This is a genomic window from Rhodococcus sp. Z13 (assembly GCF_025837095.1).
GTDB lineage: Bacteria > Actinomycetota > Actinomycetes > Mycobacteriales > Mycobacteriaceae > Rhodococcus > Rhodococcus sacchari.
Map to the genome: position 1 here is coordinate 1,514,780 of NZ_CP107551.1, position 13,544 is coordinate 1,528,323.

Below are 13,544 nucleotides of genomic sequence, written 5' to 3' on the forward strand. Positions count from 1 at the left end.
GTCAGCCCGCCTCGGGTTCGGCCGCCCGCCGGCGGGCCCGGATGCGTTTGGCCAGCCCGTACCCCACGACCGCCACAACGACCGCGATCACCACGTACTGCAGCACCTGAGCGTAGGGCTCCACGGCGCTCCAGTTCTCGCCCAGCTTGTAGCCGGCCAGCACGAAGATCGAGTTCCAGATCAGGCTGCCGGTCGCGGTGAAGGCGAGGAACTGCCAGATCGGCATGGCGGTGATGCCCGCGGGGATCGAGATGAGGCTGCGGAAGATCGGCACCATCCTCCCGAAGAACACCGCCTTGCGGCCGTGCCGCTGGAACCACGCGGTGGTCCGGTCCAGGTCCTCCACGTCGACGAGCGGCAGTTTCTCCACCGCCGCACGTATCCGCTGCTCACCCACCCAGCGGCCCAGCGCGTACAGGCCCAGCGCCCCGACGACGGACCCGAGGGTGGTCCAGAACAGGGCGCCGACGAGGGAGAAGCTCCCCAGCCCCGCCGCGAAACCGGCCAGCGGCAGGATCACCTCGCTGGGCAGCGGCGGGAAGAAGTTCTCGAGTGCGATGGCGAGGCCGGCTCCGACACCGCCGAGGCGGTCCATCAGGTCGAGCGCCCATCCGGCGAGACCGTCGGTAGGCGCTGATCGGGAATCCGCGACACTCATCCATCCGAGCGTAGCGACGCGCCGTCCACCATTCGGCTCGCGCCGATCGAAACCGTTCCTTCGGCGAACCGGTGGGGGAAGGATGGCGGGTGCCCTCCGTCCTTCGCGGACGGGCCCTACGGAGGTGACCTTCAGTGACGATCGTCGTCGTCGCGGGCAACCCGAAGCCCGCGTCCCGCACCCTCGACGCCGGGACCCTCCTGGCCACGGCGCTGACCGGACGAGAGCCCGATCACGTCGTGGACGTGATCACCCTCGGCGCCGGACTGCTCGGCTGGGGCGACGAGACGGTCGCCGCCGCCGTCGAGACCGTCGCCGCGGCCGAGCTGGTGGTGTTCGCCAGCCCGACCTTCAAGGCGACCTACACCGGCGTGCTCAAGCTGTTCCTGGACCAGTTCGCCACCGGCGACGGCCTGCGCGGCGTCGTCGCGGTGCCGCTCATGCTCGGCGCCGGACCGGCCCACGCCCTGGCCCCGGACCTGCTGCTCAAGCCGGTTCTGGTGGAACTGGGCGCCACCACCCCCGCGCCGGGGCTGTATCTTCACGATTCGACGTATACAACCGATTCCCGTATCGCGGACTACTCCGAACGCTGGTCGCCGGTGTTGTCCGCCGCTATCCGAAGCGAGGCCTCATGACCACACTCGACGGTGCTTCCCTGCGTCAGGCGTTCGCGCACGTGCCCTCCGGCGTCGTCGCGATCTGCGCGGAAGTGGACGGCGAGCGGATCGGCATGGCGGCGAGCACGTTCGTTCCGGTGTCGCTCGAACCGCCGCTGGTGGCGTTCTGCGTGCAGAACACCTCGACGACCTGGCCGCGCCTGTCGGCGCTGCCGAACCTGGGGATCAGCGTGCTCAGCGAGGAGCACGACGGCGCGGCGCGGGTGCTCGCGGCGAAGAACGGCGACCGCTTCGCCGGCATCGAGACCGAGACCCGCGAGACCGGCGCGCTGTTCGTCTCCGGCACGAGCGTGCGGATGGACGTGTCGGTCGAGCAGCAGGTCCCCGCCGGTGACCACGCGATCGTCGTGCTGCGCATCAACGAGCTGCTCACCGACGCGGACGTCGAGCCGATCGTCTTCCACCGGAGCTCGTTCCGGCGTCTGCTCGTCTCCTGATCCCGGCGGGTGCCCAGTGCGCGGCGCCGTGGAAACGGTACATCCGCACGCGCGGCAACAGCTGCGACCGGGAACAGTGTTTCGAGTGCGGACCCACCGGCCGGCACAGGTCTCGGGCCATCGGCCGGACGGGCACCATCGGAGGCGTTGCACCCGATCGGGTGCTTCCGACGAGCTGGGAAGATCACCCGGATGGGGAGGCGAACCGTGCTGGACTACGACCGGTACCGCGGGGCGATCGTCGAACAGACAGATGCGTTCGCCGACCTGCTGGCGGGCCGCGACACGACGACCCCGGTGCCGTCGTGCCCGGGATGGACGGTCGGGCAGCTCGCGCGGCACGTCGGCTACGGGCACCGCTGGGCGACCGAGGCGGTCCGTGGGCGCGGCAAGCCACGTACCGACCGGGCGATGCGGGAGCTGTCCCAGTACGTCGACGAAGATCCCGGTGAACTCGCGCACTGGCTGCGTGAGGGCGCGCGCGAACTCGACGCCGCGCTCGGGGAGGCCGGCCCGAATGTGCAGGTGTGGACGCCCGTTCCCGGAGGGAGGAGGACACCGGAGTTCTTCGCGCGGCGCTTCGCCCACGAGACGCTGGTCCACCGGGTCGACGCGGTGCTCGCGCTGGGGGAGCGGATCGTCCTCGCCCCGGACCTGGCCGCGGACGCCGCGGACGAATGGTTCGCCCTGGTGGAGTCGACATGGCCACGGTATCTCGCCGAGGAGCATCGTGCACTGCACGGCCCGGACAGAACCCTGCACTTCCACGCGACCGACGAGCACGCGGAGTGGGTCGTGGACCTCACCGGCGAGACGTTCGTGTGGCGGCACGCGCACGAGAAGTGTGCGGTCGCGGTGCGCGGTCCGCTGCAGGAACTCCTCCTGCTGCTCTACCGGCGACGTCCGGTGGAGGAGGCCGAAGTGGAGGTCCTCGGCGACGCCGGGCTGCTCGTGGCGTGGCTCGAGGTGAGTGCTTTCGGGTAGTCCCGGACGGTCTCCGAGGCCGGGACCACCCGACTGCACTCAGTACGCCCCGGGGTCGGGGCGCCTCGGACTCAGTGCGACGGCTGGAGACCGGAATATGCCTGCCGGATGGCTTCGAGGGCGCTGGTGCAGGGAATGTCCTCCGCGCGCAGGGAACGGAGCACCTCCGTATCGGGTCCGGCCTGGTCGAGAATTCGTTCGGGAACCACGGCCCAGACGACTTCGCCCGGTTCGAAGGTTCGTGTGGGCTTCCAGCCCCGCTGGGGTGCGAGTTCGCGAAGCGTGCTCCAGTGAGCAACTTCGTCCGCATCCGGGCGTCCGATGAAGAGCAGTCGGTCGTGTGCCACGATGAACCCCTTTTGGCGCTTCGTTGTGCTTCGACATATAGGTCGTACACGATGTGTTCTTCGTTACATCGACCCGACATGCCGAAGTTGCGGGACGGTGACGTTCCGGTATGTGGTCATGCGGACGGATCCGCGCGAGTAACGTGATCCCCACGGATTCTCAACGCCCCTGCGAGGTCGTCATGGTCGAAGCATCCGCAGACGGAACCCCGGCTTCGCCCGAGAGCAAAGGAACCCTCTCGTCCGTCGCCTCCAACATCCTCGACGGTCCACTCACGGGCCTGGCGCCCTGGATCTTCCTCGCCGTCTTCGAGGGCCCCGGCGACATCGGCTGGGTCTCGGGTGTGGCGCTGGCGATCTCGGTGTTCTTCCTCGTCGCCGACCGGCTGAGGGGCAAGACGTTCAAGCTCTTCGGGGCGATGGACGTCGTGTTCTTCCTCGGTCTGTTCGTCGTCCAGTTCATGCTCGACGCCGACGGGCAGGTGTGGCTGGAGAAGTGGATCGGCGAGATCGCCAACATCACCCTGTTCGTGCTGGCCGCCGGGTCGATCCTCATCCGGATCCCGTTCACCTTGCAGTACGCCCGCGACGAGGTCGAACCCGAGTACTGGCACGCCCCGCTGTTCCTGCGCATCAACTACGTCATCACCGCGGCGTGGGCCCTGGCCTTCCTCGTCGCGGCGATCGCCGGCTGGTACGGCGACGCGATCCTCGACGACAGCGACAACATCTGGACCGGCTGGGTCATCCAGCTGGCCGCGATGATCGCGGCGATCCGGTTCACCGCCTGGTATCCGGACCATGCGAAAGCGAAGGCCGAAGCCGACGAGGCGCGCGATCAGATGCGGTAGCGGTCCGCGAAGGCACCAGGCGTCGTCCCCACGACCCGGGTGAAGTCGCGGACGAAATGCGGCTGGTCGGCGTACCCGAGTTCCGCCGCGAGCGCGGCCATCGAAACGGACCGCTCGCGCAGCCGGCCCGCGGCCTCCTGCAACCGGCGGCGCTGGATCAGCCACTTCGGGGTCAGGCCGATCCGGTGTCGGATCAGCCGCTGCAGGGCGCGTTCGGACATCCCGAACTCGGCGCAGATCTGCTCGACCCGCAGCACCGTCGAGTCGTCCTCGACGAACGCGACGATCCGGTTCACGAAGCGTCCCTCGTCGTCGACGGGCGGGCACGAGCGCAGCAGGTCGTCGAAGGCGCCCATCGCCGCGCGCTGCGATCCGGGGGCCGCGGGGTCCGTCCGCATAGCCGCGCGCACCCGCGCGACCAGCCGCGCCCCCGCATCGCCGAGGAGCTCGGTGAGGTCGACCGTGCGGTCGGTGAACGCGGAGAGCGACCCCTCGGTGAGCAGGGCGCCCGCCGCGGGGGTGAGCATGACGCCGACCGCCCAGCCGTCGCCGGTGAGGACCGTCGTGGACAGGCCGCGTTCGACGCCGTAGAAGCGGGCGTAGTCGTGCGCGACCACCAGCAGGCAGACAGGATACCGCAGCACCTGCTGCGGGGCCCCCTGCCCGGCCGGCACCGACCAGACGGGGATCCAGTACCGCTGCACCAGATCGGTGAGATCGGGTGGTGGGCGATAGCGGAAGATGCGGTGCGAGGCGTCGCCGGGCACGTGCAGGTGAGCGCGTTCGAGGGGTTCGCGCCCGTCGGGTTTCATCAATACCTCGCGCTGGGATGGCCGATACCGTCGCCCCATGAATACAACAGCGCTACGACACAGTGAGGCCGATCGGCCTCTCACCGAGGTGATCTCGTCGCTGCGGGCCGACGACTGGAACGCCGCATCACCGTGCGAGGGCTGGACCGCGCGCGATGTGGTCGCCCACCTCGTCGACACCCAACGCGAATTCCTCACCGGCCGGGGTCTCGACGTCGGGGAACGGCCCGACCTCGGCGACGCCGTGCAGGCGTGGACGACGCACGCCGCGCGGGTCGCGCGGATCCTCGCGGACGACGCCACCGCCGGAACCCCCTTCGACGGCTACTTCGGGCCCTCCACGATCGGGGCGACCTTCGAACGGTTCTACGTGTGGGACATGCTGGTGCACCGCTGGGACCTCGCTCGGAGTGCGGGGCTCGATGCATGGTTCACCGACACCGAACTCGACCGGATCGAGGCGGGGATCGACGGGTTCGGCGACAGCCTCTACATGGAGGGGATCTGCGCCCCGGCCGTCCCCGCTCCCGAGGACGCCGACCGGCTCACGCGGGTGCTGGCCCGGCTGGGCCGGAACACCACCGCACCCGTCCGGGGGTAGTTATGGTCGGTCCATGAGTGAACCGATCCGCGTGGCCGACGCCGTGCGCGCGGCGGTCGCGGCCGATGAACCGGTGGTCGCACTCGAGTCGACGATCTTCACCCACGGACTCACCCGGCCCCTCAACGTCGAGGTCGCCCTCGACGCCGAACAGCGCCTGCGTGATTCGGGTGTGCTGCCCGCGACGATCGGGGTGCTCGACGGCACTCCGATCGTCGGGTTGTCGGAACAGCAGATCCGCACCCTGGGGGCGGAGGACTCGTCGGCGGTGAAACTCGGGGTCCGCGACCTGCCGCTCGCGATGACCGAGGGCCTGCACGGGGGGACGACGGTGTCGGCGACCGCGCTGCTCGCGCACCGCGCGGGGATCCGGGTGTTCGCCACCGGAGGGCTGGGTGGGGTGCACCGCGGCGCGTCGGCCAGCTTCGACGAGAGCGCGGATCTCCTTGCGCTGGCGTCGTTTCCGATCGTGGTCGTGAGTGCGGGCGTCAAGTCCGTCCTCGACGTGCCGGCCACCCTCGAACGCCTCGAGACGCTCGGGGTGGTCGTCGTCGGCTACCGCACCTCCCGGTTCCCCGCCTTCTACGTGCGCGACAGCGGGTGCGAGGTCGACGGGATCGACTCGCCGGAACAGGCGGCCGCCCTGGCGCGGGCGCGGGACGCGCTCGGGTTGCATGCGGCGGTGCTCGTCGCGAACCCGGTGGCCGAGTCCGAGCAGATCGATCCGGCGCTGCACGACCGGGTGCTCGCCGAAGCGGAGAAGGAGGCCGCCGAGGTGGGTGTGCGGGGCAAGGCGCTCACCCCCTTCCTGCTCGGCCACATGCACCGGGCGACCGACGGTCGGACCCTCGACACGAACGTCGCGGTGTACCGGGGGAACGTGGCGGTCGCCGCGGACATCGCTCGCGCTCTCGCCCGCTGAGCGGCGGTTACTGGAGAAGGAAGGCCGTGGTGGAGGAGGGGAGCGGGGCACCGCGGTGGCGGTAGATCTCCGCGGGCCGTCCGGTGCCCTCGCGGTGCAGTTCGCCGGTGGGTTCGAGGCCGTGCAGCAGGTGCCGGCGGAAGGTGTCCTTCGGGTAGCTGCGGTCGTAGACGGTCTCGTAGAGCATCCGCAGGTCCAGCACGGTGAACCGCTCACCGAGGAGACGGCCGGGGTCGACCTCGGCGGCGTAGCGACGGCGCAGGTCGGCGACGGCGAGCTCGACGATGTGGGAGTGGTCGAAGGCCAGATCGGCGGTCTCGGTGACGGGGACGAGGTGGGCCTCGGCGGGGATCGCGGCGACCGGGACGACCGCACTGTGGGCCATCGACAGCACCCAGCCGCGGTCGTCGCGATCCGGTTCGTCGAGCATGGCGAGCTGGTGGAATTCCACGCCGGTCAGGCCCGCCTTGTCGCGCAGGGCGCGGGTGGCGGCGTCGGCGAGGCGTTCACCGGGGTGCAGGAAGGTGCCCGGCAGGGCGAAGGTCCCCTCGGGGCGTTCGACGACCAGCACTTTCAGTACCTCGTCGACGGTGAGGACCGCGACGTCCACGGCCACCGAGGGCCGGGGATAGTCGGTGAGGGACTTTCCGGTCGAGTCGGTCGTTGCGCCCATGCTGGACATTCAATCATCGATGCGCTAACTTTAGCGCAATATTGATCGAATAGATCGTCGATCGGACAAGGGGATTCCATGAGGCTCACCGCAGTACAGAACGACCGGGCCGCCGGTGTCCTGCTCGCCACCGCAGTGGGCGACGCGCTCGGGGCGGGATACGAATTCACCCACCCCACCCCCGAGACCCGCATCGACATGATCGGCGGCGGCCTCGGCCCGTTCGCGCCCGGCGAGTGGACCGACGACACCTCGATGGCGCTGGCCATCGCCGAGATCGCGGCCACCGGAGCCGACATCGGCAGGGGCGCCGGTCTCGACGCGGTCGCTACCCAGTTCCGGCACTGGTACGCCACCGACCCCAAGGACATCGGCAACCAGACCCGCAGCGTGCTCTCCGCCGCCGGGCCCTCCGCTGCGAGCATGCAGGCCCGCGCCCGCAGCCTGTCCGGACGCAAGGGCGGCAACGGCTCGCTCATGCGCACCGCGCCCGTCGGCCTCGCCCACCTCGACGACGCCGGGAAGTGCCTGGCCTCGGCTCACGAGATCAGCAGCCTCACCCACGACGACGACCAGGCCTCCGAGGCCTGCCGCATCTGGTCGTTCGGCATCCGGCACGCCGTCCTGCACGGCACCTTCGACGGCGTCCGCCTGGCCCTCGACCACCTGCCGCGCGCCGCGGCCGCACGTTGGGCCGCGCTGCTCGACGAGGCCGAGACCGCCGCGACCGCGCGGGTGTTCGGCAACAACGGCTGGGTGGTCCATGCACTGCAGGCTGCCTGGTGGGCGATCACCCACGCCCGCGCCGGCGGACCCGAACACCTGCAGGAGGCCCTCGAACTCGCCGTGCGCGCCGGCCACGACACCGACACCGTCGCCGCCATCACCGGCGGGCTGCTCGGGGCTCGGTGGGGCGCCTCCGCCGTCCCCGCCCGGTGGCGGCGCATGGTGCACGGCTGGCCCGGCTACCGCGCCCGCGACCTCGTGCGCCTCGGCCTGCACACCGCCTGGGGCGGCAGCGACGACGGTCGCGGCTGGCCCGCCACCCCCGTCGTCGACTACGCCGGCTACCGCACCGATCGCCGCGCCACCCACCCGCACGACGCCGGGGTGCTGCTCGGTGGCGCCGACCTGCTGCGCGCACCCGATGTCGACGCGGTCGTGAGCCTGTGCCGGGTCGGCCCGGCCCCGCACGCCGGTGAACACGTCGAGTTCTGGATGGCCGATGCCGATCACCGCCGCAACCAGAACCTCGCCTTCGTGATCGACGACGCCGCCCGCACCGTCCGCGCGCTGCGCGCCGAGGGGAAGATGGTGGCGGTGCACTGCGTCGAGGGGGAGAGCCGCACCCCGGCCGTGGCCGCACGGTACGCGGTGCTGCTCGGCCGCGACCCGCACGACGTGCTGCAGGCGATGCCCTGGGCGGCGCCGCAGCCGGCGCTGTGGGTGGCGGCCACCACCGGGGCGGGGCGGCTCGTCGGCTGAGATCGGGCTGCCGGGATCGGGCCCGGGAGAGCGCGTGATGCGGTAGACAACAGGGGACTGCACGTACCACGAAGGGACCCCGAGTTGGCCGCATCCATCGCACTTCCACGGATCATGCGGATCGGTGGCGGAGCCGTCGACGATCTCGGCGAGGTGGTCGCCGGCCTCGGTCACGGCCGGCCGCTGATCGTCACCGACGGATACCTCGTCGGGACCGGCGCGGTGGATCGTATGGTGGCGAACCTGAAGGAGGCCGGGCTGCAGCCGGCGGTGTTCGCCGAGACCGTCCCCGACCCGACCACCGCGTCGCTCGAGGCGGGCGTCGCCGCGGTGCAGGCGCACGACGCCGACTGCCTCGTCGGTTTCGGCGGCGGCAGTCCGATGGACACCGCGAAGGCGCTCGGGTTGCTCGCCCGGCAGGGCGGGCACATGCGCGACTACAAGGCGCCGCGCCTCAACACCGGACCCGCACTGCCGGTGATCGCCGTCCCCACCACCGCCGGAAGCGGTTCGGAGGCAACACAGTTCACGGTGATCACCGACAGCGACACCGACGAGAAGATGTTGTGCCCCGGGCTCGCCTTCCTGCCGGTCGCCGCGGTGGTGGACTACCGGCTCACCCTCACCATGCCGCCGCGGCTCACCGCCGACACCGGCGTCGACGCCCTCACCCACGCCGTCGAGGCGTACGTCAGCCGCAAGGCGAACCCCTTCTCCGACGGACTGGCGCTGCAGGCGATCGGCACCATCGGGCAGGTGCTGCGCCGGGTCTACACCGACGGACAGGACGTGCAGGCGCGGGAGGCGATGATGCTCGCCGCCACCCAGGCCGGGATCGCGTTCTCCAACTCCAGCGTCGCCCTGGTCCACGGCATGAGCCGGCCGATCGGCGCGCACTTCCACGTCGCGCACGGCCTGTCGAACGCCATGCTGTTTCCGGCGGTCACCGCGTTCTCGGTGGAGTCCGCCGAGTCCCGCTACGCCGACTGCGCCCGCGCGCTGGGCGCGGCGAGCGCCGACGCCCCGGACGCGACGGCCGCCGCGGATCTGGTCACCGCGCTGGAGGAACTGTGCCGGGACGTGGAGGTGCCCACGCCGAAGTCGTACGGCATCGACAGGGCGGTCTGGGACGAGCGGGTCCCGGTCATGGCCGAGCAGGCGCTGGCCTCCGGATCCCCGGCCAACAATCCGCGCGTCCCCACCGCCGAGGAGATCCGGGAACTCTACGGACGCATCTACGGCTGACGGTGATTCACTCGGGCGCCTGGTCGTCGGGTTCGACCTGGTCGGTCTCCTCCCGGTCCGAGACGCTGCCGGGGACACCCTCCTCGTCGCGTTCCCGCTCGATCTTCTGCTCGAGATCGTCGACCATCCGCGAGATCTTCTGTCCGGTGAGGTCGTCGTTGTCCTCCGGGCGGCCCGAGCCGTGCTTGGCGGCGTTGTCCATCGACGTCCGTCCTTTGCGTTCGTAGGTGCCCGTGAGCAGTACCCGGGCGGTGGCACCCCGAAACCGACCGCACCTCACGGGACCGCGGCACGTTCGCCGACCGTCGCGCGATCCGCAAGGGTTGTGTTCATTGCGATTCGGTGTCTTCACGCACCCCTCGTCCGGGGTGATGATCGGGATCATGTCCGCCTACGAAGGGAGCAGAACGTGACCGTCACCGACGAATACCTGAAGAACAACGAGAGGTACGCCGCCGGCTTCTCGGGACCGCTGCCGCTGCCGCCCAGCAAGCACATCGCGATCGTCGCCTGCATGGACGCCCGCCTCGACGTCTACCGGGCGCTCGGGATCCAGGAGGGTGAGGCCCACGTGATCCGCAATGCCGGTGGCGCGGTCTCCGAGGACGTCATCCGCTCGCTCACCATCAGCCAGCGGCTGCTCGGCACCACCGAGATCGTGCTGATCCACCACACCGACTGCGGCATGCTGACCTTCACCGACGACGAGTTCACCCGCGCGATCCAGGAGGACACCGGCATCCGTCCGTCCTGGGCCCCCGAGTCGTTCCGTGATCCGGCCGAGGACGTGCGGCAGTCGCTCCGCCGCATCGAGTCGAGCCCGTTCGTCACGAGGACGACCTCGCTGCGTGGCTTCGTCTTCGACGTCAAGTCCGGGCAGCTCGACGAGGTCGACCGGAACGGCTGACAACCGCTCCGGGCCTGCGGGTCAGAGGGGAAGTGCGTTCTCCTGCAGTCCCGGAGGAAGCCCGCGTCGCCGGAACCATTCGATCCCGAACGCGGCCCGCAGGTGGTCCTCGGGCAGCTCCAGCATGGGCCCGAAGTCGCCGATCTGCGATTCGTAGCCGACCATCGCCGCGCGTTTGGCGCCCAGGGCCGCCGACACGTCCACCGCGGTGGTCAGTTCCGACTCCGGCAGGCCGAACGTCTCGAGATCCGGTGGCCGCACGTCCTCCGGGGCCTGCGGCAGCATCGCGAGCAGCCGCTTCAGGTGGTCCCGGTTCGTCGACGCCTCGTAGACGGCGTCGTGCCCGGTGATCCGCTCGGCGTGGACCCCGGCGCGGTGGACCTGGACGTGGTCGGGATGGCCGTAACCGCCGTGCTCGTCGTAGATCGTGACGACATCGGCGCGTTCCTGTTCGATCACGGTGGCCAGCCGCGCGCCCACCTCCCGCGGATCGGCGTTCGCGAAGGCCTCCGGGTCGTGGTTGCCGGCCGTGCCGGCCATCCCCGAGTCGCCGTAGCCGAGGGTCACCACCCGCGACGCGCCCAGTGCGCGAGCGGAGTGCTCGAGTTCCTTCATGCGGCGTGCGGCGAGGGATTCACCGGGTGCGAGGAGCCCGTCGGGGTACTCGCCGCGCGACCCGTCGGTGGCGACGACGAGCACGACCCGATGTCCCGCATCCGCTGCGTCGCGCATCACCCCGCCGGTGAGGAACACCTCGTCGTCCGGGTGCGCGTGGAAGCACAGGAGAACGCTCATGGCGTTCATGCTGACACGCCGCCCGAGACCCGCCGCGGTCAGTCCGGCCGGGCGAAACGGGACGCGAGGTTCTCGGGCATCGGCTCGTGCCGCAGGTACTGGCGCGCGAACTCGGCGGTGCCCTGCGTGATCGCCCGCAGTTCCACCGGATAGCGGCCCAGTTCGAGCTCGGGCACCTCGGCCCGCAACAGGGCGATCCCCGGCTCCGGGGACTCCGTGCCGAGCACTCGGCCGCGCCGCGCCGACAGGTCGCCGAGCACCGCGCCGAGGAACTCCTCGGGCACGATCACCCGCACCGCCGCGACCGGTTCGAGGATGCGAATCGTGCTGTGCTCGGCGGCATCCCGCAACGCGAGCCCCGCCGCCGCCTGGAAGGCCGCGTCCGACGAGTCCACCGAGTGGGCCTTGCCGTCGACCAGCGTCACCTGCACGTCGACGAGGGGATGGCCGGTGGTGACCCCCTTCTCCGCCTGCGCGTGCACCCCCTTCTCCACCGACGGGATGAACTGCCGGGGCACGGCACCGCCGACGACCCGTTCGGCGAAGACGACGCCGCTGCCCACCGGCAACGGTTCGACCTCGACGTCCACCACCGCGTACTGGCCGTGCCCGCCGGACTGCTTGACGAGGCGCCCGTGCCCCTTCGCCGGGGCGGTGAAGGTCTCCTTGAGCGGCACCCGGTACTCGACGGTGTCCACCTGCACACCGTGCCGGGCGCGCAACCGTTCGAGGACCAGCTCGGCGTGTGCCTCGCCGGTGCACCACAGGACGATCTGGTGGGTCTCGGCGTTCTGCTCCACCCGCACCGCCGGATCCTCGGCGGCGAGCCGGGCCAGGGCCTGCGAGAGCTTGTCGTCGTCGCTGCGGCTGTGGGCCTCCACCGCGACGGGGAGCAGGGAAGTGGGCACCGGCCAGGTGATCAGCGACACCGGATGGTCGGGATCGTGCAGCACGTCGCCGGGCTGGGCCGTCGCGAGTTTCCCGACGGCGACCAGATCGCCCGCCACGGCCTCGGGGACCGGGCGCTGCTGCTTGCCGAACGGGCTCGTGAGCGCCGGGATGCGTTCGCGGCTGTCGCGGTCCCCGCCGGTCAGGGCGACGATCGTGTCGGGCCGCAGGGTGCCCGCGTAGACCCGGACGAGGCTGATCCGCCCGACATAGGAGTCGCCCGCGACCCGCACGACCTGCGCGGCGAGCGGCGCGTCCGGATTGCATTCCGGGGCTCCGCGCCCGCGGTGCGTCGGGTCGGGGAAACCGGTGGTGACGAGCTCGAGGAGTTCGACGGCCCCGATCCCGGTCTCGTCGGCGGGCACCGCCGGGTGCAGCGAGCACGCCAGGATCTCCCGGGTGAGCCCTTCCTGCAGGGAGTCGGTGTCGAGCTGCTCGCCCGACACGAACCGCTCCATGAGCGTGTCGTCCTGCCCGGAGATGGCCTCGACGAGGCTTTCGCGGGCCTCCTCCGAGACCGGGCACGGTCCGGGTTCGCCGTAGTGACGGCCGGTCAGCAGACCCATCGACCCGATCGGGCGATCACCGTCGTAGACCGGCCAGAACAGCGCCCGCAGGGTGTCCGGGCCCAGCCCGAAGGCGTCGTGGCAGGCGGTGAGCATCTCCTCGTAGCCGTGGCGGGCGATGTCGAGCTTGTTCACGACGATCGCGCGGGGGATGGCCTCCTCGTCGCATTCACGCCACAGCGCGCGGGTCGCGGCGGTGATCGGGTCGGTCGCGGAGACGACGAAGATCGCCGCGTCCGCCGCGTGCAGACCCGCCCGGACCTCCGCGTCGAAATCGGGATGCCCGGGCGTGTCGATCAGGTTGATCTTGATTCCCTTCCATTCGAGGGGCAGCACCGACAACTGCACCGACCTGCGGTGTCGCTGCTCGATCTCCTCGTAGTCGGACACCGTGGTGCCCTCGGCCACCCGCCCGGCCCGTCCGACGGCACCCGCGGCGACGGCCAAGGACTCGGCGAGGGTGGTCTTCCCGGATCCGCTGCACCCCACCAGGGCGACGTTGCGGATCCGGTCCGGACTGTCGGCGGTGGGGGCCTGCCGGCTGCGTGCTGCGGTGCGATCGGCCATCGATCTGCTCCTCGGGTCGCTTGCGCCCAGTCTAGGCAGGGCGCAAGCGACTTCGAGGAGGTTCGT

16 protein-coding genes are annotated in these 13,544 nt (G+C 70.8%); 9 read left to right on the top strand and 7 right to left on the bottom strand.

The window, feature by feature from the left end; all coding sequences use genetic code 11:
* Position 1 precedes the first annotated feature (1 nt).
* Positions 2-658, bottom strand: coding sequence for a DedA family protein (locus OED52_RS06920; RefSeq protein ID WP_264153919.1), 657 nt, complete (start codon positions 656-658; stop codon positions 2-4).
* A 134-nt stretch (positions 659-792) separates the two neighbouring features.
* Here OED52_RS06920 and OED52_RS06925 point away from each other — a divergent pair, with 134 nt between their 5' ends.
* The 3 genes from OED52_RS06925 (at position 793) to OED52_RS06935 (ending at position 2,759) form a co-directional block, all read left to right on the top strand.
* Entirely contained in the window at positions 793-1,296 is a 504-nt protein-coding gene (locus OED52_RS06925) for an NADPH-dependent FMN reductase (RefSeq protein ID WP_264153920.1), read from the top strand.
* On the top strand, positions 1,293-1,775 hold the full coding sequence (locus OED52_RS06930) for a flavin reductase family protein (RefSeq protein ID WP_264153921.1): 483 nt from the start codon (positions 1,293-1,295) through the stop codon (positions 1,773-1,775). The genes OED52_RS06925 and OED52_RS06930 overlap by 4 nt, the downstream gene beginning before the upstream one ends.
* 192 nt (positions 1,776-1,967) lie before the next feature.
* Positions 1,968-2,759 (top strand): maleylpyruvate isomerase family mycothiol-dependent enzyme, encoded by a 792-nt coding sequence (locus tag OED52_RS06935; RefSeq protein ID WP_264153922.1) that lies wholly within the window; start codon positions 1,968-1,970, stop codon positions 2,757-2,759.
* A 71-nt stretch (positions 2,760-2,830) separates the two neighbouring features.
* Here the strand turns inward: OED52_RS06935 and OED52_RS06940 are convergent, their stop codons facing one another.
* Positions 2,831-3,106 carry a hypothetical protein gene (locus OED52_RS06940; RefSeq protein ID WP_264153923.1) on the bottom strand — a complete coding sequence of 92 codons (276 nt, stop codon included), beginning with the start codon at positions 3,104-3,106 and terminating at the stop codon, positions 2,831-2,833.
* A gap of 182 nt (positions 3,107-3,288) precedes the next feature.
* Between OED52_RS06940 and OED52_RS06945 the strand changes: the two genes are divergently transcribed.
* Positions 3,289-3,957: a hypothetical protein gene (locus tag OED52_RS06945; protein WP_264153924.1), complete on the top strand. Its 669-nt coding sequence runs from the start codon at positions 3,289-3,291 to the stop codon at positions 3,955-3,957.
* Here the strand turns inward: OED52_RS06945 and OED52_RS06950 are convergent.
* Positions 3,945-4,769, bottom strand: a complete 825-nt coding sequence (locus OED52_RS06950) for a helix-turn-helix domain-containing protein (RefSeq protein ID WP_264153925.1) — start codon at positions 4,767-4,769, stop codon at positions 3,945-3,947. The genes OED52_RS06945 and OED52_RS06950 overlap by 13 nt on opposite strands.
* Positions 4,770-4,806: 37 nt before the next feature.
* On the opposite strand from OED52_RS06950, the gene OED52_RS06955 reads away from it, so the two are divergent.
* Together OED52_RS06955 and OED52_RS06960 are read left to right on the top strand one after the other, a co-directional pair.
* Positions 4,807-5,370 carry a maleylpyruvate isomerase family mycothiol-dependent enzyme gene (locus OED52_RS06955; RefSeq protein ID WP_264153926.1) on the top strand — a complete coding sequence of 188 codons (564 nt, stop codon included), beginning with the start codon at positions 4,807-4,809 and terminating at the stop codon, positions 5,368-5,370.
* Positions 5,371-5,383: 13 nt separating this feature from the next.
* On the top strand, positions 5,384-6,292 hold the full coding sequence (locus OED52_RS06960) for a pseudouridine-5'-phosphate glycosidase (RefSeq protein WP_264153927.1): 909 nt from the start codon (positions 5,384-5,386) through the stop codon (positions 6,290-6,292).
* Positions 6,293-6,299: 7 nt separating this feature from the next.
* Here OED52_RS06960 and OED52_RS06965 read toward each other — a convergent pair whose 3' ends face one another.
* On the bottom strand, positions 6,300-6,965 hold the full coding sequence (locus OED52_RS06965) for an NUDIX hydrolase (RefSeq protein ID WP_264153928.1): 666 nt from the start codon (positions 6,963-6,965) through the stop codon (positions 6,300-6,302).
* 78 nt (positions 6,966-7,043) lie between these two features.
* Between OED52_RS06965 and OED52_RS06970 the strand changes: the two genes are divergently transcribed.
* Both OED52_RS06970 and OED52_RS06975 read left to right on the top strand, forming a co-directional pair.
* Positions 7,044-8,450, top strand: coding sequence for an ADP-ribosylglycohydrolase family protein (locus OED52_RS06970; protein ID WP_264153929.1), 1,407 nt, complete (start codon positions 7,044-7,046; stop codon positions 8,448-8,450).
* 84 nt (positions 8,451-8,534) lie between these two features.
* Entirely contained in the window at positions 8,535-9,695 is a 1,161-nt protein-coding gene (locus OED52_RS06975; RefSeq protein ID WP_264153930.1) for an iron-containing alcohol dehydrogenase, read from the top strand.
* Between the two features lie 7 nt (positions 9,696-9,702).
* Here the strand turns inward: OED52_RS06975 and OED52_RS06980 are convergent, their stop codons facing one another.
* Positions 9,703-9,897, bottom strand: a complete 195-nt coding sequence (locus OED52_RS06980; protein ID WP_264153931.1) for a hypothetical protein — start codon at positions 9,895-9,897, stop codon at positions 9,703-9,705.
* Between the two features lie 207 nt (positions 9,898-10,104).
* On the opposite strand from OED52_RS06980, the gene OED52_RS06985 reads away from it, so the two are divergent.
* Positions 10,105-10,602, top strand: a complete 498-nt coding sequence (locus tag OED52_RS06985) for a beta-class carbonic anhydrase (protein ID WP_264153932.1) — start codon at positions 10,105-10,107, stop codon at positions 10,600-10,602.
* 21 nt (positions 10,603-10,623) lie between these two features.
* Here the strand turns inward: OED52_RS06985 and OED52_RS06990 are convergent, their stop codons facing one another.
* Positions 10,624-11,397 carry a PIG-L deacetylase family protein gene (locus OED52_RS06990; RefSeq protein WP_264153933.1) on the bottom strand — a complete coding sequence of 258 codons (774 nt, stop codon included), beginning with the start codon at positions 11,395-11,397 and terminating at the stop codon, positions 10,624-10,626.
* A gap of 38 nt (positions 11,398-11,435) precedes the next feature.
* Positions 11,436-13,478 (bottom strand): elongation factor G-like protein EF-G2, encoded by a 2,043-nt coding sequence (locus OED52_RS06995; protein WP_264153934.1) that lies wholly within the window; start codon positions 13,476-13,478, stop codon positions 11,436-11,438.
* Positions 13,479-13,544 lie beyond the last annotated feature (66 nt).

Bases quoted from the DNA above. Each gene is read 5' to 3' on its own strand.
- OED52_RS06950 (WP_264153925.1), bottom strand. From the start codon at position 4,769: ATGAAACCCGACGGGCGCGAACCCCTCGAACGCGCTCACCTGCACGTG.
- OED52_RS06935 (WP_264153922.1), top strand. From the start codon at position 1,968: ATGGGGAGGCGAACCGTGCTGGACTACGACCGGTACCGCGGGGCGATC.
- OED52_RS06990 (WP_264153933.1), bottom strand. From the start codon at position 11,397: ATGAGCGTTCTCCTGTGCTTCCACGCGCACCCGGACGACGAGGTGTTC.
- OED52_RS06980 (WP_264153931.1), bottom strand. From the start codon at position 9,897: ATGGACAACGCCGCCAAGCACGGCTCGGGCCGCCCGGAGGACAACGAC.
- OED52_RS06955 (WP_264153926.1), top strand. From the start codon at position 4,807: ATGAATACAACAGCGCTACGACACAGTGAGGCCGATCGGCCTCTCACC.
- OED52_RS06995 (WP_264153934.1), bottom strand. From the start codon at position 13,478: ATGGCCGATCGCACCGCAGCACGCAGCCGGCAGGCCCCCACCGCCGAC.
- OED52_RS06945 (WP_264153924.1), top strand. From the start codon at position 3,289: ATGGTCGAAGCATCCGCAGACGGAACCCCGGCTTCGCCCGAGAGCAAA.
- OED52_RS06920 (WP_264153919.1), bottom strand. From the start codon at position 658: ATGAGTGTCGCGGATTCCCGATCAGCGCCTACCGACGGTCTCGCCGGA.
- OED52_RS06960 (WP_264153927.1), top strand. From the start codon at position 5,384: ATGAGTGAACCGATCCGCGTGGCCGACGCCGTGCGCGCGGCGGTCGCG.
- OED52_RS06965 (WP_264153928.1), bottom strand. From the start codon at position 6,965: ATGGGCGCAACGACCGACTCGACCGGAAAGTCCCTCACCGACTATCCC.
- OED52_RS06930 (WP_264153921.1), top strand. From the start codon at position 1,293: ATGACCACACTCGACGGTGCTTCCCTGCGTCAGGCGTTCGCGCACGTG.
- OED52_RS06970 (WP_264153929.1), top strand. From the start codon at position 7,044: ATGAGGCTCACCGCAGTACAGAACGACCGGGCCGCCGGTGTCCTGCTC.